This window comes from Streptomyces pinistramenti, from assembly GCF_020564935.1.
Classification (GTDB): domain Bacteria; phylum Actinomycetota; class Actinomycetes; order Streptomycetales; family Streptomycetaceae; genus Streptomyces; species Streptomyces pinistramenti.
In genome coordinates this window covers 116,589-135,039 of the sequence record NZ_JAJCXB010000007.1, presented here as the reverse complement: position 1 = coordinate 135,039, position 18,451 = coordinate 116,589, and the positions used below count along the sequence as shown (strand labels likewise).

General features: G+C 73.0%; 18 protein-coding genes and 1 pseudogene. 10 read left to right on the top strand and 9 right to left on the bottom strand.

All coding sequences use genetic code 11. The annotated features are described in order from the left end of the window. Positions 1–106 precede the first annotated feature (106 nt). Positions 107–853 (bottom strand): SDR family NAD(P)-dependent oxidoreductase, encoded by a 747-nt coding sequence (locus LIU39_RS07670; protein ID WP_227045811.1) that lies wholly within the window; start codon positions 851–853, stop codon positions 107–109. A 52-nt stretch (positions 854–905) separates the two neighbouring features. Then, entirely contained in the window at positions 906–1,313 is a 408-nt protein-coding gene (locus LIU39_RS07665; RefSeq protein WP_227045810.1) for a hypothetical protein, read from the bottom strand. A 168-nt stretch (positions 1,314–1,481) separates the two neighbouring features. On the opposite strand from LIU39_RS07665, the gene LIU39_RS07660 reads away from it, so the two are divergent. Both LIU39_RS07660 and LIU39_RS07655 read left to right on the top strand, forming a co-directional pair. Continuing rightward, positions 1,482–1,847, top strand: a complete 366-nt coding sequence (locus tag LIU39_RS07660; protein WP_227045809.1) for an ArsR/SmtB family transcription factor — start codon at positions 1,482–1,484, stop codon at positions 1,845–1,847. Between the two features lie 57 nt (positions 1,848–1,904). Further along, the gene (locus LIU39_RS07655; protein ID WP_227045808.1) at positions 1,905–2,963 is read left to right on the top strand and encodes a bile acid:sodium symporter family protein; all 1,059 of its coding nucleotides are present in this window, start codon (positions 1,905–1,907) and stop codon (positions 2,961–2,963) included. Positions 2,964–3,033: 70 nt separating this feature from the next. Here the strand turns inward: LIU39_RS07655 and LIU39_RS07650 are convergent, their stop codons facing one another. After that, the gene (locus LIU39_RS07650; RefSeq protein ID WP_227045807.1) at positions 3,034–4,134 is read right to left on the bottom strand and encodes an amidohydrolase family protein; all 1,101 of its coding nucleotides are present in this window, start codon (positions 4,132–4,134) and stop codon (positions 3,034–3,036) included. Between the two features lie 454 nt (positions 4,135–4,588). Here LIU39_RS07650 and ectA point away from each other — a divergent pair, with 454 nt between their 5' ends. The 5 genes from ectA (at position 4,589) to LIU39_RS07625 (ending at position 9,449) form a co-directional block, all read left to right on the top strand. After that, positions 4,589–5,155 (top strand): diaminobutyrate acetyltransferase, encoded by a 567-nt coding sequence (ectA, locus tag LIU39_RS07645; RefSeq protein WP_227045806.1) that lies wholly within the window; start codon positions 4,589–4,591, stop codon positions 5,153–5,155. A gap of 122 nt (positions 5,156–5,277) precedes the next feature. Next, positions 5,278–6,546, top strand: coding sequence for a diaminobutyrate--2-oxoglutarate transaminase (gene ectB / locus LIU39_RS07640; protein WP_227045805.1), 1,269 nt, complete (start codon positions 5,278–5,280; stop codon positions 6,544–6,546). 56 nt (positions 6,547–6,602) lie between these two features. Next, entirely contained in the window at positions 6,603–7,016 is a 414-nt protein-coding gene (locus LIU39_RS07635) for an ectoine synthase (protein WP_227045804.1), read from the top strand. 105 nt (positions 7,017–7,121) lie between these two features. Beyond that, a complete protein-coding gene (gene thpD / locus LIU39_RS07630; RefSeq protein ID WP_227045803.1) occupies positions 7,122–8,021 on the top strand; it encodes an ectoine hydroxylase in 900 nt (299 codons plus the stop codon). Positions 8,022–8,129: 108 nt separating this feature from the next. Further along, complete coding sequence (locus LIU39_RS07625) at positions 8,130–9,449, top strand: alpha/beta fold hydrolase (RefSeq protein ID WP_227045802.1); 1,320 nt, start codon at positions 8,130–8,132, stop codon at positions 9,447–9,449. 20 nt (positions 9,450–9,469) lie between these two features. On the opposite strand, the gene LIU39_RS07620 is transcribed toward LIU39_RS07625, so the two are convergent. The 4 genes and pseudogenes from LIU39_RS07620 to LIU39_RS07605 all read right to left on the bottom strand — a co-directional run bounded on the left by LIU39_RS07620 (position 9,470) and on the right by LIU39_RS07605 (position 13,516). Continuing rightward, positions 9,470–10,534, bottom strand: a complete 1,065-nt coding sequence (locus tag LIU39_RS07620) for an aminotransferase class V-fold PLP-dependent enzyme (protein WP_227045801.1) — start codon at positions 10,532–10,534, stop codon at positions 9,470–9,472. 112 nt (positions 10,535–10,646) lie between these two features. Next, on the bottom strand, positions 10,647–11,351 hold the full coding sequence (locus LIU39_RS07615) for a DsbA family oxidoreductase (RefSeq protein ID WP_227045876.1): 705 nt from the start codon (positions 11,349–11,351) through the stop codon (positions 10,647–10,649). A gap of 171 nt (positions 11,352–11,522) precedes the next feature. Then, positions 11,523–11,840, bottom strand: a pseudogene (locus tag LIU39_RS07610) (GNAT family N-acetyltransferase); the annotation flags it as partial. A 125-nt stretch (positions 11,841–11,965) separates the two neighbouring features. After that, positions 11,966–13,516 carry an aldehyde dehydrogenase (NADP(+)) gene (locus LIU39_RS07605; protein WP_227045800.1) on the bottom strand — a complete coding sequence of 517 codons (1,551 nt, stop codon included), beginning with the start codon at positions 13,514–13,516 and terminating at the stop codon, positions 11,966–11,968. A 120-nt stretch (positions 13,517–13,636) separates the two neighbouring features. On the opposite strand from LIU39_RS07605, the gene LIU39_RS07600 reads away from it, so the two are divergent. From LIU39_RS07600 to LIU39_RS07590, 3 genes are all read left to right on the top strand, one after another. Then, positions 13,637–14,407: an IclR family transcriptional regulator gene (locus LIU39_RS07600; protein WP_227045799.1), complete on the top strand. Its 771-nt coding sequence runs from the start codon at positions 13,637–13,639 to the stop codon at positions 14,405–14,407. Positions 14,408–14,740: 333 nt separating this feature from the next. Beyond that, positions 14,741–15,439, top strand: coding sequence for a GVDTG sorting domain-containing protein (locus tag LIU39_RS07595; RefSeq protein WP_227045798.1), 699 nt, complete (start codon positions 14,741–14,743; stop codon positions 15,437–15,439). 51 nt (positions 15,440–15,490) lie between these two features. Then, complete coding sequence (locus LIU39_RS07590; protein WP_227045797.1) at positions 15,491–16,153, top strand: class F sortase; 663 nt, start codon at positions 15,491–15,493, stop codon at positions 16,151–16,153. A 61-nt stretch (positions 16,154–16,214) separates the two neighbouring features. Here the strand turns inward: LIU39_RS07590 and LIU39_RS07585 are convergent, their stop codons facing one another. Beyond that, positions 16,215–17,426 (bottom strand): hypothetical protein, encoded by a 1,212-nt coding sequence (locus LIU39_RS07585; protein WP_227045796.1) that lies wholly within the window; start codon positions 17,424–17,426, stop codon positions 16,215–16,217. Beyond that, a complete protein-coding gene (locus LIU39_RS07580; protein WP_372463823.1) occupies positions 17,426–18,421 on the bottom strand; it encodes a 5-dehydro-4-deoxyglucarate dehydratase in 996 nt (331 codons plus the stop codon). The genes LIU39_RS07585 and LIU39_RS07580 overlap by 1 nt, the downstream gene beginning before the upstream one ends. Positions 18,422–18,451 lie beyond the last annotated feature (30 nt).

The following is an 18,451-nucleotide window of genomic DNA, read 5'->3' as shown; positions in this document are numbered from 1 at the left end:
CAGAGGGTGAACAGTCAGCCACGAGAGGTGAGTTCATCATTATGAGTGGTTTCCGTGCTGGCATTCGATTCTCGTGACACATCCAACTCCCCGCGCCCCAACCGTTTCACCGCATCAAGGCGCCACCGTTGACGTCATAGGTCGCGCCGGTGACGAAAGAGGTACGGGAGGCGAGGAAGACGGCGACCCTGGCGACCTCTTCGGGGGTGGCGATCCGGCCGAGCGGCACCTGCGCGGTGAGTTCCGCGAGCGCCTCGGCGCCGACCGAGCGGACCATCGGCGTATCGATCATCGCGGGCGACACGGCGTTCACCGTGACGCCGTACGGGGCGAGTTCGGCCGCGAAGACGCGGGTGAGTGCGATCAGCCCGGCCTTGGACGAGCCGTAGGCGGCGCCGGTCGGCCGGGGCGTCTGGCCCGCGACGGACGCCATGTTGACGATCCGTCCGAAGCCGCGGTCGCGCATCCCGGCGGCGACGGAGCGGGTCAGCAGGAAGGCGGCGCGCAGGTTGACCGCGAACACCTCGTCCCACTGCTCCGGCGTGATCTCCCACAGCGAAGTCGTCAGCGGCCGCGCCGCGTTGTTGACCAGCACGTCCACCGGCCGCCAGGCGTCGACGAGTTGGTGTGCGGACTCGATGGCCGCGGGATCCCGCAGATCGGCGCGGACCGGGAGGATGCGGTCGCCGTCGGGGTCGAGTCCGGCGGCGAGCGCGCGGTTGCCCTCCTCGTCGACGTCCAGGGCGGCGACGTACGCGCCTTCGGCGTGGAACGCGCGGACGAGGGCGGCGCCCAGGCCCTGCGCGCTGCCGGTGATCAGTACGGTGCGGTCGGCGAGGCCGGTGTCGAGCACGGTGCGGGCCTTTCGTGACAGTGGTGACGGGGCGAGGCGACAGTGCGGGGCATCAGTCGGTGCCGAAGAACAGCGGGCGGCCGACCCTGGCCTCGATGCGCAGGTAGCGCCACAGCCGCCCGGCGCCCGCCTCGGTGTCGCGGACGATGCCGCAGACGGCGGAGACGGTGTCCAGGTCGGGCACGTCGGCCAGGATGTACGACGTCCACGGCCAGGCGGTGGACGCGCCGACCATCAGCTGGTCGTCGTCGAGGGTGCCGAGCACCCGCACGCCGAAGCGTTCGGCGAGCCGGCCGAAGGCGGGCGGCAGGGCGGCGGCGACGGCGGCGCGCTCCTCGTCGTCCGCGGCGAAGAAGTCCTGGGTCACGCCGATGCAGAAGAGCGTGCGCAGCGGGGCGCCGGAGGCCGGGCCCGCGGATTCCTGGTCGGCGGGGGCGGGATCATGGGTCGTACCGGGCATGGTCACCTCGTCGGATGCGGGCGGGGTGGCCGCGGCAGGCGAACGGGCACACCGTTGCGGCCCGCGGAACACGGCACGCGAAGGTGCCCACCCCGGGTGGATAATTAGAGAGACGTCGAAAGGTTCGACGCTCCGGACGCTATCACTCACTTAGAGAGCTATCGAAATATGCCCCTGAAGGATCCCCCCAGCGCCTCCCCGCCGGCCGACGCCGACCAGCCCGCGACCGGCGCCATCCGGCTCGGCGAGCTGCTCCAGGCGTACAGCGACCCGCTGCGGCAGCGGATCGTGTGCCGGCTGGCCGCCGACGGTGAGGCGGGCTGCGGCGACATCGAGCTGCCGGTCACCCGCGCCACCGGCTCGTACCACTTCCGGATCCTGCGGCAGGCCGGCTGGACGCACACCCGCAAGATCGGCCGCGAGCGCTACATCTCGCTGCGCACAGGGGACCTCGAAGCCCGCTTCCCCGGCCTGCTCGACGCGCTGCTGCGGGCGGCGGCAGCGGATGCGGCGGCGGCCGCGGCGGCCGGCTGACGTCCACCATCCGGAATCCGTTGCCCTCTACACGGAGACGGCGGTTAAGGTGCGGCCGTGTCCACCGAGCAGACGAACACCCCGAACGAACCCGGCGCGTCCGGGCCGCCGCAGCCGACGGACGGCGGTGCGCGGCCCCCGGCGGGCGACGGCGCCCCCGCCCCGGCGCAGGCCGGCGACCTCCCGTCGTCCGACCGCGCCGCCCGCCGCGCCGTCACGGTCTTCCCGCTGCTGGTGATCGCCGCCGGCGCGGTCGGCCTGCTGTGGCCCTCGCACTTCACCGGCTGGGCGCCGGCGGTGCCATGGATGCTCGGCGTCGTGATGTTCTCGATGGGTCTGACGCTGACCCTGCCGGACTTCACCGCGGTCGCCAAGCGCCCCTGGGCGGTGGGACTCGGTCTGGTCGCGCACTACGTGATCATGCCGGGGCTCGGCTGGCTGATCGCGACCGTGCTGCACCTGCCGCCGCAGCTGGCGGCCGGCGTGATCCTGGTCGGCTGCGCACCCAGCGGCACCGCGTCCAACGTCGTGACGTTCCTGGCCCGTGGCGATGTCGCCCTGTCGGTCTCGGTCGCCACCGTCTCCACCGTGCTGGCCCCGCTCGTCACACCCCCGCTGACGCTGCTGCTCGCCGGGCAGTTCCTCGACGTGGACGCCGGCGTGATGGTCACCGACATCCTCAAGACGGTGCTGCTGCCCGTCCTGGCCGGACTCCTGGTGCGGCTCGCGGCGGGCCGCTATGTCGACAAGGTGCTGCGCGCGCTGCCCTGGATCTCCGTCGTCGCCATCGCCGCCATCGTGCTCGCCGTGGTCTCCGGCAGCGCCGCGGCGATCAAGGACGCGGCGGCCCTGGTGGTGGTCGCCGTGGTGCTGCACAACGGTCTCGGCCTGGCGCTCGGCTACGGCGCGGGCAAGCTGGCACGCCTTGGCCGGCCGGCCAGCCGGGCGATGGCCTTCGAGGTCGGCATGCAGAACTCCGGCCTGGCCGCCTCCCTGGCCACCGCGCACTTCAGCCCGGCGGCGGCACTGCCCGCCGCGGTGTTCTCGGTGTGGCACAACGTCTCGGGCGCGGTGGTCGCCGCCTGGATGGCCCGCTCCGCGCGGCGCACCCAGTAGGACACGCACGGCAACGAGGCCCCGTCCGGCGCTCCGGGCGGGGCCTCGCGGGCTTCGGGCCCGCCGCCCGTCAGCCGATCACGCGGCCCCGCAGCACCACCCGGCGCGGTGCGGCCAGTACCCGGACGTCGGCGCGCGGGTCGGTGGCGTAGACCACCAGGTCGGCCGGTGCGCCTTCGGTGAGTCCTGGACGGCCCAGCCAGTCGCGGGCGCCCCAGGTCGTCGCGGAGAGCGCGTCCACCGCGGGGATGCCGGCCTTCATCAGCTCGGCGACCTCCTGGGCCACCAGGCCGTGCGCGAGCGAGCCGCCCGCGTCCGTGCCCGCGTAGATCGGCACCCCGGCGTCGTAGGCGGCCCGGACGGTGTCGTAGCGGCGCGCGTGCAGGCGTCGCATGTGGTCGGCCCAGCGGGGGAACTTCGCCTCGCCACCGGCGGCGAGGTCGGGGAAGGTGGCGATGTTGACGAGGGTGGGGACGATCGCCACGCCCCGTTCGGCGAACAGCGGGATGGTGTCCTCGGTCAGGCCGGTGGCGTGTTCGATGCAGTCGATGCCCGCTTCGACCAGCGGCGCGAGCGAGTCCTCGGCGAAGCAGTGGGCGGTGACCCGGGCACCCAGGCGGTGCGCCTCGGCGATGGCCGCCGCGACCGCGCCGGGCGGCCAGCAGGACTCCAGGTCGCCCGTCGAGCGGTCGATCCAGTCGCCGACGAGCTTGACCCAGCCGTCGCCCCTGCGGGCCTCCTGCGCCACGTAGGCGACCAGGTCGTCCGGCTCGATCTCGTGGGCGTAGTTGCGGATGTAGCGGCGGGTGCGGGCGATGTGCCGGCCGGCGCGGATGATCCGCGGCAGGTCCTCACGGTCGTCGATCCAGCGGGTGTCGGAGGGGGATCCGGCGTCCCGGATCAGCAGGGTGCCGTTGTCGCGGTCGGTGAGCGCCTGTTTCTCGCTGGTCGCGGCGTCCACCGGGCCGTGCGCGTCCAGGCCCACATGGCAGTGCGCGTCGACGAGGCCGGGCAGCACCCAGCCCTCGACCGTCGTGAGGTCCCGCACTCCCCGCGGGCGCTCGTAGCTGACCCGCCCGCCGACGACCCACATCTCGTCGCGTACGTCGTCCGGCCCGGCGAGGACCCGCCCCTTGAGGTGCAGCGTCGCACCTTCACTCTTCGACGTCATGACGGCACTTTATGCGTACGGTGCGGCGGGCCTGTCCCGCCCTCTCACGGCCCGCAACACTCCGGCCATTTCACGGAAACCGGGATGCCTGCCGCGCTTTCCCCGCAAGGTCCTTCCGGGAGCCATCACAGGCCCCGCAGAACACCTTCCGGAGGCGAATTCCCAATTCTTGAAATGCACAGCTTCCCGTATTCTTCTTCCCGCTTTTCCGGACCTCAAACGCCAAGATTTCGCTAGTGGCAAGTGCCAAAATTCGGACGCATCTCACGGACGTTACGGACCTGTGACCGACTCCACAGAACGCCCGTTTCGCCCCAGATTTTCAGGGCAAAACGACACATTCGGCGGCCAGCCCGCGCGCTCGGGCGCCCCCGCGCGATAACATGAAGGCATGTGTCCGCGTAACCCCTCCTCGCGATGCAATTTCCTTTTTCCGTGGGTAAATTTAATTCCCATGACCGCCGCACAAGCAGACCATGCACGTGCCCGTAGCGATATCAAGGAATTGCCGGAGGGTTTCAAGCTCGACACCCCACGCGTGGAGGACGGAGCCGCGATCTGGCGTATCGCCCGCGACTCGAAGGCACTGGACCTCAACTCCTCCTACAGCTACCTCCTGTGGTGTCGCGACTTCGCCACCACCTCTGCCGTCGCACGCGACGCCGAGGGTGAGCCGGCCGCCTTCGTCACCGGCTACGTCCGCCCCGAGCGTCCTGACACGCTCCTCGTCTGGCAGATCGCCGTCGACGACGCGCACCGTGGCCGTGGCCTGGCGGCCGCACTGCTGGACGGGCTGACCACCCGCACCGCACACGACCTGGGCGTCCGCCGCGTGGAAACGACCATCACGCAGGACAACGCCGCGTCCAACCGGCTCTTCGCGTCGTTCGCGGAGCGGCACGGAGCGCCGCACCGCCGCGAGGTGCTCTTCGACGCGGGCCGCTTCCCCGAGACGGGCCACGAGTCGGAGGTGCTGCACCTCATCGGCCCGTTCGACCCACCGCCCGGCCCCCTGTTCTGACGGGTCCGGCCCGCGCGGTCCCCGTATCCGCAGCCGTCCGGCACACCCCGTGCCACCGCCGGACACCCTCACCCCCTCAGTCTTCGTACTCCCTCACGCCACTCATCTCCCTGGAGCATGCTGTGACCATCACCCAGCCCGACCTGAGCGTCTTCGAGACCGTGGAGTCGGAGGTGCGGAGCTACTGCCGCAGCTGGCCGACCGTGTTCGACCGTGCGCAGGGCAGCCGCATGATCGACGAGGACGGCCACACCTACCTCGACTTCTTCGCCGGGGCCGGCTCGCTCAACTACGGCCACAACAACCCGGTGCTGAAACGCGCCCTGATCGACTACATCGAGCGGGACGGCGTCACGCACGGCCTGGACATGTCCACCACGGCCAAGCGGGCGTTCCTGGAGTCCTTCCAGAACATCGTCCTGCGGCCGCGTGACCTCCCCTACAAGGTCATGTTCCCGGGCCCGACGGGCACCAACGCCGTCGAGGCCGCGCTCAAGCTGGCCCGCAAGGTCAAGGGCCGCGAGTCGATCGTGTCCTTCACCAACGCCTTCCACGGCATGTCGCTCGGCTCGCTCGCGGTGACCGGCAACGCCTTCAAGCGCGCCGGCGCCGGCATCCCGCTGGTGCACGGCACCCCGATGCCGTTCGACAACTACCTCGACGGCAAGTACCCGGACTTCCTCTGGTTCGAGCGCCTCCTGGAGGACCAGGGCTCCGGCCTGAACACCCCCGCCGCCGTGATCGTCGAGACGGTCCAGGGCGAGGGCGGCGTCAACGTCGCACGACCCGAATGGCTGCGTGCCCTCGCCGAACTCTGCGAGCGCCGCGACATGCTGCTGATCGTCGACGACATCCAGATGGGCTGCGGCCGTACCGGTGCTTTCTTCTCCTTCGAGGAAGCGGGCATCACGCCGGACATCGTCACCGTCTCGAAGTCCATCAGCGGCTACGGCCTGCCGCTCGCGCTGACCCTGTTCAAGCCCGAGCTGGACATCTGGGAGCCGGGCGAGCACAACGGCACCTTCCGCGGCAACAACCCGGCGTTCGTCACCGCCGCCGCGACGCTGGACACCTACTGGGCCGACGGCCAGATGGAGAAGCAGACTCTCGCCCGCGGTGAGATCGTCGAAGCACACCTGAAGGCCATCGTCGAGGAGCACCCCGAAGCCATCGCCGAGTACCGTGGCCGCGGTCTGGTGTGGGGCCTGGAGTCCATCGACAAGAGCCTCGCCAACAAGATTGCCAAGCGCGCCTTCGACCTGGGTCTGCTGATCGAGACCTCAGGGCCGGAGAGCGAGGTCATCAAGCTGCTGCCGGCGCTGACGACCACCCCCGAGGAGCTGGACGAGGGTCTGCGGATCCTCGCCCGCGCCGTCCGCGACTGCGCCTGAGCAGTCCCGGGGCGTCACCACTCCGCATCCGTTTCACAGAAAGGCACCGACTCACCGTGATCGTCCGATCCTTCAAGGACATCGAGGGCACCGACCGCCACGTCAAGGCCGCATCCGGCACCTGGGAGAGCAAGCGCATCGTGCTCGCCAAGGAGCGCGTGGGCTTCTCGCTCCACGAGACCACCCTGTACGCGGGGACCGAGACGTCGATGTGGTACGCGAATCACATCGAAGCCGTACTCTGCGTGGAGGGCGAGGCCGAGCTCACCAACGACGAGACGGGCGAGAAGCACGTCATCACGCCGGGCACGATGTACCTGCTCGACGGCCACGAGAAGCACACCATGCGGATCAAGAAGGACTTCCGCTGCGTCTGCGTCTTCAACCCGCCGGTCACCGGCCGCGAGGACCACGACGAGAACGGCGTCTACCCGCTGCTCACCGAACCCGAACCGGAAGCGGTCCGGTAGCCGACAGGCCCCGGACGCCGCCCGTCTGCCCCGTCCGGCAGTTGAGGAAGGCACGCATACGCGCGTAGGACAAGAGCACGTACGAGAGGAGAGGAAGGCAACACCATGACCACCGCACCCGAGCGCACCGCCGACCTGTACCCGACCCGTGGATCCACCGAAGTGATCACTCCGCGGAAGGATCCGGTGGTGTGGTCGCAGCCCGGCACGGCAGGGCCCTTCCAGCCGTCCGAGCTGAGCGACTTCGAACGCGACGGCTTTTTCGCCATCGGGGAACTGCTCACGGCGCAAGAAGTCGCGGTGTACCGCACCGAACTGGACCGGCTCGTTCACGACCCGTCGATGCGCGCGGATCCGCGCTCCATCGTCGAGCCGACATCGCAGAGCGTCCGGTCGGTGTTCGAGGTGCACAAGATCAGCGAGGTGTTCGCCCGCCTGGTCTCCGATCCGCGCGTGGTCGGCAGGGCCCGTCAGCTCCTCGGCTCGGACGTGTACGTCCATCAGTCGCGGATCAACGTGAAGCCCGGCTTCGGTGCCTCCGGCTTCTACTGGCACTCCGATTTCGAGACCTGGCACGCCGAGGACGGTCTGGCGAACATGCGCACGGTCTCGGTCTCGATCGCGCTCACCGAGAACCACGACACCAACGGCGGCTTGATGATCATGCCGGGCTCCCACCTGCACTTCGTCGGGTGCGAGGGCGAGACGCCGAAGGACAACTACAAGCGGTCGCTCCAGATGCAGGACGCGGGCATCCCGTCGGACGAGGTCCTGACGAAGATGGCCGACAAGCACGGCATCCGGCTGTTCACCGGAGCGGCCGGCTCGGCGACCTGGTTCGACTGCAACGCGATGCACGGTAGCGGCGACAACATCACGCCGTACCCCCGCAGCAACGTCTTCATCGTCTTCAACAGCGTGGAGAACACCGCGGTGGAGCCGTTCGCGGCGCCGGTGAGACGTCCCGAGTACATCGGTGCCCGTAAGTTCACACCGGTGAGATAGGTACCCGCCGCCGGCCCGGCCGGCACATTCGGGTGGCGCGGCCGCCGTACGGAGAAGTCCGTGCGGCGGCCGCGCCGTGTGCGTCGACGAGAGTTGAGGAAGTGCTGCATGCATGCCGACCGGTTGCCCGGGATCGTGCTGAGGGACCACGTGCGGGAGGTGCCGCTGGATCATGACGCTCCGGACGGTGAGCGGATCGCGGTGTACGGGCGCGAGGTGGTGGCGGCCGGCCGGGAACGGGAGGAGCTGCCCTGGCTGGTGTACCTCCAGGGCGGCCCCGGCTGCCCCGCCCCGCGGCCGCTGGGCCGGGAGTCCTGGCTGGCCAGGGCGCTGGACGACTACCGCGTGCTGCTGCTCGACCAGCGCGGCACCGGCCGCTCGGCGCCCGCAGGCCGGCAGACCCTCCCGCTGCGCGGCGGCCCCGAGGCGCAGGCCGCCTACCTGGCGCACTTCCGTGCCGACGCGATCGTGCGGGACGCCGAGCACTTCCGCCGGCACCTGGCCGGTGACGGCACGCCCTGGAGCGTGCTGGGGCAGAGCTTCGGCGGCTTCTGCACCGTCGCCTATCTCTCGCGGGCGCCCGAGGGGCTGCGCGAGGCGTATGTGACCGGCGGGCTGCCGGGGATCTACGCGAGCGCCGATGACGTCTACCGCGCGGCCTATCCGCGGGTCGCCCGCAAGAACGCGGCACACTACGCGCGCTATCCGCAGGACGTGGCCGCGGTGCGCACGATCGCGGAGTATCTGTGCGAGCACGAGGTGCGGCTGCCGGGCGGCGGGACGCTGACCGCCGAGGCGTTCCAGTCGCTGGGCCTGATGCTGGGCAGCGGCAACGGGTCGCACGTCCTGCACCATCTCGTCGCCGACGCCTGGGTGCGGGGCCCGTCGGGACCGGAGCCGGGCGACGCGTTCCTGGAGGCCGTGCAGGGTCATCTGTCGTATGCCGCAACGCCGTTGTTCGCCGTGCTGCACGAGGCGATCTACGGGCAGCGCTCGGTGGATCCGGGGCCGACCGGGTGGGCGGCGCAGCGGGTGCGGGACGGGCTCACTGAGCATCCGGAGTTCGCCGTGCGGACGGTGCTGGACGGCACGGGGCCGCTATATTTCACCGGCGAGATGATGTACCCGTGGATGTTCGACACCGACCCTGCGCTGCGTCCGCTGAAGGAGACCGCGCAGGCGCTCGCGGAGCGGACGGACTGGCCGGACCTGTACGACGCGGGGCGGCTGGCCGCCAATGAGGTGCCGGCCGCCGCCGCGGTCTACTTCGACGACATGTACGTCGACACCGCGCAGGCGCTGCGGACCGCCGAGCGGATCCGCGGGCTGCGGGTGTGGGTGACCAACGAGTGGGAGCACGACGGCCTGCGGGTGAGCGAGGGCGCGGTGCTCGACCGGCTGATCAGGTCGGTGCGCGGGGAGGTGTGAGCCCGGGGCGGCGGCGCGGGTCAGTCGCTGCCGAGCAGGTCCAGGAGCAGGTCCACGTCGTCGGCGGAGTTGTAGAGGTGGAAGGCGGCGCGCAGCAGTCCGTCGCGTACGGAGACCTGTACGCCGGCGTCGGCCAGGCGGTCCGCGGCGCCGGCGATGCCGGGGGCGGAGACGATCGCCGAGCCGGGCGCGGGACAGGGGGTGATGCCGCGGGCGAGCAGCCCTTCGCGGTACCGGGCGGCCAGGGCGGTGTTGTGCGCGTGCACCGCGGGCACCCCGATTTCGCCGAGGAGACCGAGGGACTGTGCGGCGCCGGCGTAGGAGTAGTTGGCGTGCGCCTCGTCGAAACGCCGGGCGGTGGCGGGGAGTTCGGTGACCGGTCCGTAGCAGGACGCGCCCGGGTCCTCGCCTGCGGCCCAGCCCGCGTGCAGCGCGTCCGGCCACGGCTCCGCGTGCTCCCCGCCGAACACCATGAAGGCCGTGCCGCGCGGGCACAGGAGCCACTTGTATCCGCCGCAGGCGGCGTAGTCGAAGTCGGTGACGCGCATCGGCAGCCAGCCTGCGGCCTGGGTGAGGTCGAGGTAGGTGCGCGCGCCCACCGCCCGCGCGGCGTCCCGTACGGCGTCCATGTCGGCGATCCGGCCGTCCCGGGACTGCACGACGCTGAAGGCGACCAGCGTCGTGCCGGGGCGGACCGCGGCGGCCAGTTCGTCGAGAGGCACGGTACGGAGCGTGATGCCGGGGCGGGCGGCGAACGGGGTGACCAGGGAGCTGAAGTCCCCTTCGGGGGCGAGGACTTCGGAGCCCGGCGGCAGGGTTCCGGCGAGGAAGGCGGACTGCACCGCCACCGAGCTGCCGATCGCCACCCGGTCGGCCGGTACCCCGAGCAGCCGGGCGAAGGCCGCCCTGGCCTCGGCGGACGGGCCGAAGTAGTCGCGGCCCATGCTGCCGTACGAGAGGGATTCGTCGAGGGCCGCGCGCACGGCGGTGACGGCGCGCAACGGAAGCAGGCCGCTGGACGCGGAGTTGAGGTAGCGGATCTCGGGGGCGAATTCGGCCCCGCCGAGTGACTCGTGTCGCTGCATGGATCCACTCTGCGCGTCCGGCCGCCGCGCGTCCACGACCGGTGAGCGGGGCCGGCCCGCGCGTTTCCTCGTTGCCGCAGGCCGCAAGGGGGCGGGCGGGCCGGCCCCCGGGTCACTTCCCGGGGACGGCGCACCCGTCGTCGCCGCAGACCTCCGCCGACGCGTCCGGCAGGATCTGCACGGGGCGCTCCGCGTGGGCCCGCTCCAGGGCCTGCCGGAAGACCTCGGCGGGCTGGCCGCCGGAGATGCCGTAGCGGCGGTCGATGACGAAGAACGGGACGCCGGACGCACCCAGTTCGGACGCCTCGCGCTCGTCGGCGCGCACCGCGTCCGCGTAGGCCGTCGGGTCGGCCAGCACCCGGGCGCTCTCGTCGGCGGGCAGTCCCGCTGCGGTGGCGAGGGCGGTGAGGGTTTCCGGGTCGTCGAGCGGGCGGGCCTCGGCGAAGTGGGCGCGGTAGAGCGCGCCGATGAGGGCGTCCTGGACGCCGTGCTCCTTGGCGAGGTGCAGCAGGCGGTGCAGGTCGAAGGTGTTGCCGTGCAGCCGGTCGGAGCGGTAGCCGAGGCCCTCGCCCGCGGCGGCTTCCGCCACCCTGCCCTCCATCTCCTCGGCCTGTTCGCGGCTCACGCCGTACTTGCCTGCGAGCATGTCGATGACGGGGACGCCGGAGGACGCCGGGGCGTTCGGGTCCAGCTCGAAGGACCGGTGCACGACCTCGACGTCGTCGCGGTGCGCGAAGCCGGCCAGACCGGACTCGAAGCGGGCCTTGCCGATGTAGCACCAGGGGCAGGCGATGTCGGACCAGATTTCGACGCGCATGGGGTGACTTTCCTCGTACGGGGGATGGTCACGGGACAACCCGGGCGGGCGGCGGGCTATTCCCCGGGGGCCGGACGGCGCGGCGTCCGAGCCTGCGGGCGGGGTCAGCGGCAGGGTCAGGGTGAGGTGGGTGGCGTCGGGGGCGGGTCTGCGGGACGGATCGGGGCGCCAGCCGCGGGCCGCGTAGAAGGCGCGGGCGCGGCGGTTGTGCCAGACCACTTCCAGGGAGGCGGTCCGGCAGCCGGCGGTGTGCCAGGCGCGGTGGCAGGCCGTGTGCAGGGCGCCGCCTATGCCGGTGCCCCAGTGGGCGGGATCGACCTGGAGCTGGTGGAGGGTGACGGTGCCGGGGGCGGCGTCCGCGGCGTACCAGGCGGCGCCGAGTATCCGGCCGTGCCGCTCGGCGCACAGCACCCGTGCGCCGCCGGCCGCCAGGGCGCGGTCCCAGCAGGCGCGGGTCCTGGCCCGTTCGGCAGGTTCGTCGAAGGGCACGCCGGGGAACCGCAGCCGGTCGTGGGCGACGCGGGCGCGGGCGTGCAGGACGGCGACCTGCTCCAGGTCGGCGGGGGCGGCCGTACGGACCTGGAGCGGGTGCCCTTCGCGGCGCACCGGGGCGGCTACGCGGGCTCGGCGCGGCCGTCGACCCGGCGGGGCAGGCCGAGCGGATTGTCCTCGCGCAGTTCGGGCGGGAGCAGCGCGGGCGGGGTGTCCTGGTAGGCGACCGGGCGCAGCCAGCGTTCGACGGCGGCGGTGCCGACCGAGGTGGCGGTGGAGGTGGTGGCCGGGTAGGGGCCGCCGTGGTGCTGGGCGGGGGCGACGGCGACGCCGGTGGGCCAGCCGTTGACCACCACCCGTCCGGCCAGCTCGGTGACGTCGGCCAGCAGCCGCCCGCCGCGGCCCGCGCCGTCCCGGCCCGCGCTCTCGTCGGCGCCGAGCTGGAGCGTCGCGGTGAGGTTGCCGGGGAGCCTGGCGAGTACGGCGGCGATCTCGGCCTCGTCGGTGTAGCGGGCGAGGACGGTGACCGGGCCGAAGCACTCCTCCAGGAGGAGGTCGTGGGTGCTGTCCTCGGCGAGTGCGGCGGCGGGGAGGGTGAGGAATCCGGCGCTGACGGTGTGTTCGCCGCCGGCTCCGGGGGTCACCGGGGCGTGGACGCCGGGGAGAGCCGCGCGGGTGCGGACGCCGTCGAGGAAGGCGTCGCGCATCCGGTGGTCGAGCAGTACCCCGGCTTCGGTGTCGCTGACCGCGGCGGTCAGCGCCGTCAGGAGCCGGTCGCCGGCCTCGCCTTCGGGGGCCAGCACCAGGCCGGGCTTGACGCAGAACTGGCCGGTGCCGAGGGTGATCGCCCCGGCGAGCCCGGCGCCGATCTCCTCGGCGCGCTCCGCCGCGGCGGACTCCGTGACGACGACGGGGTTGAGGCTGCCCAGCTCGCCGTGGAAGGGGATGGGGTGCGGGCGGGCGGCCGCGGCGTCGTGGAGGGCGCGGCCGCCGCGTACCGAGCCGGTGAATCCGGCGGCGCCGACCAGCGGGTGGCGGACCAGGTCGAGGCCCGCCCGGAAGCCGTGGACCAGGCCGATCACGCCGTCGGGGAGCCCCACGTCGGCCGCTGCCCTGCGCAGCAGCGCGGCGCAGAGTTCGGAGGTGGCCGGGTGGTCGGGGTGTGCCTTGACGACGACGGGGCAGCCGGCCGCCAGGGCGCTTGCGGTGTCGCCGCCGGGGACGGAGAAGGCGAGCGGGAAGTTGCTGGCGGCGTAGACCGCGACGGTGCCCAGCGGGATCTTGTAGCGGCGCAGGTCGGGTCGGGGCGGGGCGAGGGCGGGGTCGGCGTGGTCGATGAGGACGTCGAGGAAGGCGCCCTCGTCGACGCTGTCCGCGAAGGCCCGCAACTGGTAGGTGGTGCGGGCCAGTTCGCCGGTGAGCCGGCCGGGTCCGAGCGCGGTCTCGGCGTCGGCGGCTTCGATGACCCGCTCCCCTGCCGCGTCCAGCAGGTCGGCGGCGCGGCGCAGCAGGGCGGCGCGGACGGTGCGGTCGGCGAGGGCCGGGCGGGCGGCGTGTGCGGCCCGCACGGCGGTGTCCACCTCGGCCGCTGTGGCCTCCACCGCAACCTGCTCGCGCCGCTTCCCGGTACGGGGGTCGACACTCCAGACTGGTGCTGCTGCCGCTGCTGCCACCGTGCATTCCTCCCGGGCGAACGCTTGCCGCACCCGGGGCCCCGTTCTATATGCTGAACAGCGTCCCGAATGCTGAATATCTGGGACTCTATGGCGGTCCGAACAGAGGGGTCAAGGGCGATGTCAGCTGCCGATACCGGTGGATCGCAGGTCAAGTCCGCGGTGCGGACGGTCGAGCTGCTGGAGTACTTCGCCGGCCGCCCCGGAATGCACAGCCTGGCCTCCGTCCAGGAAGCCGTCGGCTACCCGAAGTCCAGTCTGTACATGCTGCTGCGCACCCTCGTCGAGCTGGGCTGGGTCGAGACGGACGGTACCGGTACCCGGTACGGCATCGGCGTCCGGGCCCTGCTGGTGGGCACGTCCTACATCGACGGCGACGAAGTGGTCGCCGCGGCCCGGCCGACCCTGGACCGGCTCTCGGACGACACCACCGAGACCATTCACCTCGCGCGCCTGGACGGCGTGAACGTCGTGTATCTGGCGACCCGTCAGTCCCAGCACTACCTGCGGCCGTTCACCCGGGTCGGCCGCCGGCTGCCCGCGCACTCCACCTCGCTGGGCAAGGCGCTGCTCGCCACGTACACCGACGACCAGGTCAGGTCGATGCTGCCGCCGACGCTCACGGCGCTGACCGAGCACACCCTCACCGACCGCGAGCAGCTGATCGAGGAGCTGCACGCGGTGCGCGAGCAGGGCTACGCGGTGGACCGCGAGGAGAACACGCTGGGGCTGCGCTGCTTCGGCGTGGCGATTCCGTACCGCACGCCGGCCCGGGACGCGATCAGCTGCTCGGTGCCGGTGGCGCGGCTGACCCCGGCCCACGAGCAGATGATCAAGGACACCCTCTTCGACGCCCGCGACCGGCTGACCCTGGCGACCCGGCGGCTGTGACGCGGGCCGGCGTGAGCCGGCCGCACGCGGCCGCGCGGCCACCGGAAGGCCCGCGGGGCTCCGGCGTCGCCGATACCACACACGGGCACGCGGAGCGATCACCCGATCACCCCTAAGTCACCGCACGGTCCGATGCCTCCCGCGTCCCCGTGCTGACCTGGCGGTTTGCCGGGCCGCTCGGGCGACACGCCCTCCGGGAAGGCGAGTTCTGACCCGCCGTCAGCAGGCTCCGGGCGCGCCGGACCGCTTATCTCGGAGACAGAAGGCGCGGAACTCCCGATGTTCCGGCGGCACACCGACGTGCCGCGGCCGCCCTTCGCGGAGGTTCCTCGCATGCGCCCCACTCGACTGCACCTCGGGTCCGCGCTGGCCGTCGCCGTTCTGGGGCTGGCCACCACGTCCGCGTACGCCGACGACTTCGGTGTGGTCGATGCCGCGCCCCGTCCCACCGTTCCGGGACACACCGCGTCCCTGTCCACGGCGGACTGCCAAGGCGGCGGACCGGCACAGGTGGACGCCGGCTCGCTGGGCGCGGGCACCCTCACCCTGACCCCCGGCGCGGACGGCGGCCGCCTGGTCGGCACCCTCCACGTCAAGCGGGGTGTGGCGCCCGGCACTTACGGAATCAGCGGCAGCTGCCCCGACGGCACCCAGCTCACCGGAGCGGTGAAGGTCGCATCGGGCGCGAAAACCGGCACGGGCACCCGCCCCGACGCGGCGGACGGCGCGGCCCCCGGCCCCGCCCGGCACGACGGCGGGAATGCGGGCAAGGCGGCGGGCCGGAACACGGGCCGGCACGCGGGCCGGGAGAAGACGGCCCACGCCGACGGCGGTGAGCGGTCCGGGCCCGCCGTCACCACGGCCCCCCACGCCCCCACAGGGCCGCCCCGCGGCATGGTGCACGCCGGCACCGGCAGCACCAGCGACGGATCCGGCTCCGCCGAGATCGCCGCGGGGGTGGGCGCGTTGCTGGCCTCGGGGGCCGGCGGCATCTGGATGCTGCGCCGCCGGCGTACCGGCGAGCGGTCCTGACACCGGCCGGAACACCGTTCGGATACGCCCTCTTGGAGGCAGGGAATCGCGATGGGGATCAGGAGCCGTGTGAACGGCGGGACGACCGGCATATCCGTGCTGACGGTGGCCGCGCTGGGTGCCGGGATCTGGCTCATCGCCACCGGCGCGCAGGCCACCGCCCCGCCCCAGCCGTCCACCGCCCAGGCGTTCGGCGCTCGGGCGGCCGCCCCCCGTGCCGTGGAACCCCCGGCGCGGGCCGCCGCTGCGCCGCTGCCCGCGTCGCGGCCGCTCCGTGTCACGGTGTCGGCCGCCGGCATCGACGCGCCCCTGACCCCGCTGCGCCTGGACGCGCACGGCACCCTCCAGGCGCCGCCCGCGCGGCCCGCGAACCTGGCCGGCTGGTACCGGGGCGGCACCGCGCCCGGCGCCCGTGGCACCGCTCTGGTCGTCGGCCACGTCGACACCGATGACGGCCCGGCCGCCTTCCACGACCTGGGTTCGCTGAAGAAGCACAGCACCGTCGAAGTCCGGCGCGCGGACGGCAGGACCGCGGTGTTCAGCGTCGACGCGGTCGAGGTCTACCGGGGCGACGACTTCCCCGACGCCAAGGTCTACGGCCCTTCAGGGCGGGCCGAGTTGCGCCTGATCACCTGCGGCGGCGGCTTCGACAGGGAACGGCACGCGTACCGCGGCAACGTCGTCGTCTTCGCGCATCTGACCGGCAGCGGGTAACCGCCGCGCAGGGGGGCCACACACGCCGGGGCGGCCCGCGGGAGCCGCCCCGGTCCGCTGTTCACCGCGCGGACCGGCCGGCCAGGGCCGTGCGCACGGCGGCCAGGTCCGCGTCGCTCGCCAGGCCCGCGTGGTAGAGCCGCAGTTCGGTCGCGCCGAGCGAGGCGGCGTGCGCGGCGTCGGCGGCGAGTGTGCCGGGGCTGCCGCCCATCCCGGAGACCACGGCGAAGTTGGCGGCGATGGCCGCGCCACCGGCTCCGGGCGCCGCGGCGAACGGGGCGAGCGCGTCCGCCCGCGCCGCAGCGCCGCCACCGCACGGCACCACCACACCGTCCGCGTACCCGAACACCGCCACCGGATCCACCCCGGCGTTGGGCCCGCAACGGTGCGCGGCCGGATCGGCGTGCAGCAGGACCCGGAACCCCCCGGTGGCCGCCGCGCGGACCGCCGCCACCGTCGCGCGCCGGATCCTGCCGGCCACCCCGTCGCGCCAGGCGCGTGTCACGGCCGCGCGCCCGGCGCCGAGCAGCGCCTCGACCGCGGCCCACTCCCCCGCCCGGCCGTCCGCGCCCGCCGGATCCGCGGCCCCGGCCCACAGCGGCTCCAGCGCACGGACGACGGCGGTACGCAACTCCTCACCCTCCAGCCCGAGTTCGGCATAGCCGCGACAGCAGACTGGGCAGAAGCACAGTGACATCAGGTACTGCGCGGCTCCGGAGAGCGGCACCCCACCGATCTTGTCGTGGGCGTGCAGGTGCGCCATGCCGTACCAGCCGCAGGACTCCAGCTCGGTGCCGCGGGCTCCGGGCCGCACGGCCGCCTCCGCCGCGAGCGCGACGAGATGATCGTGCACCTCGGGGCGGGCGATGCACGGCGCCCAGGGGTAGGGGTCGCCGTAGGCATTGCGTACGACGGATGACGGATGGTCGGTGCCCAGGCGGGAGTTGTGGGCCAGGACGACCCAGCTGTGCACGTCGAGGCCGGCGGCGGCCAGCGCCCGCGCGGCCTCGCCGAACGGGTCGGGGCCCGGCATCCAGTCCTGGACGCGGGGGCGCAGCTCGTGGCCCGCCCAGTGCGCCGGGTCCGGCGGGTAGAGGACCGCGGAGTGCCGGGCGGTGACGATGCGGTGGCGCGGGTGGCGCGGGGTGAGGGCGCGGGTGGAGTGGTAGGCCGACGCCAGGGTGACCTGCCGGATGCCGAGCCCGGCGATGCGCTGCGCGGCCTCCGGGTCGCCCACCACGTCCCAGGGGTAGAGGAAGGCGGCGGCCCGCATCAGGGACCGGCTGTTCCGGCGGCGGCCCCCGGGGCGGCGTCCGCCACCAGGCCGAGGCCGTGCCCGATCAGGGTGCGGAGTGCGTCGAGGTGCGCCGGGTCGGGTTCGGCGAGCGGCGGCCGGACGCCGCCGACGTCCAGGCCGCGCAGCCGCACCCCCGCCTTGACCAGCGACACGGCATAGCCGCGGCCGCGGTTGCGCAGCTCGACGAGCGGCCGGTAGAAGCCGTCCGTCAGCCGGGTGACGGTGGCCTGGTCACCGGTGGTCAGCGCCCGGTGGAAGGCGAGGGCGATCTCGGGCGCGAAGGCGAAGACGGCCGAGGAGTAGAGACGGACGCCGAGGCCCAGGTAGGCGGGCCCGGTCAGCTCCGCGGTGGGCAGGCCGTTGAAGTAGAGGAAGTCCTCGCCCGGGGCGTCCGTGCGGACCGTGCTGATGATGCGCTGGAGCAGATCGAGGTCGCCCAGGCCGTCCTTGAGGCCGATGATGCCCGGCGTCCTGGCCAGTTCGACGACGGTGGCCGGCTCGAAGACGGCGTTGTCCCGCTGGTAGACGATGACCGGCAGCTCGGTGGCCGCGGCCAGTTCGCGGTAGTGCCGCAGCAGGCCGTCCTGTCCTGCGACGACGAGGTAGGGCGGCATCGCGAGCAGCCCGTCGGCGCCCGCGTCGCGGGCGAGCCGGGCGAACTGCACGGCCAGCGCGGTGCCGTAGCCCGCCCCCGCCACCACCGGCACCTGCCCGGCGGCCTCTTCGGCCGCGGCGGCGACGCAGCGCGCGAACTCCTCGGGGGTGAGCGCGTGGAACTCGCCGGTGCCGCAGCAGGCGAAGACGGCGGCGGCGCCCGCATCGATGCCGCGCCGCACATGGGCGCGGAAGGTGTCCAGGTCCACCGTGCCGTCGGGCGCGTAGGCGGTCACGGGGAAGAACAGCAGTCCGTCGAGGCGGTCGGCGAGTTGGGGGTACCTCCCAGCGGTAGCTGGGGGAGGGTCTGAGGTCACGGGCTCTCCCTGGCGTGCTCGTACGTGTGG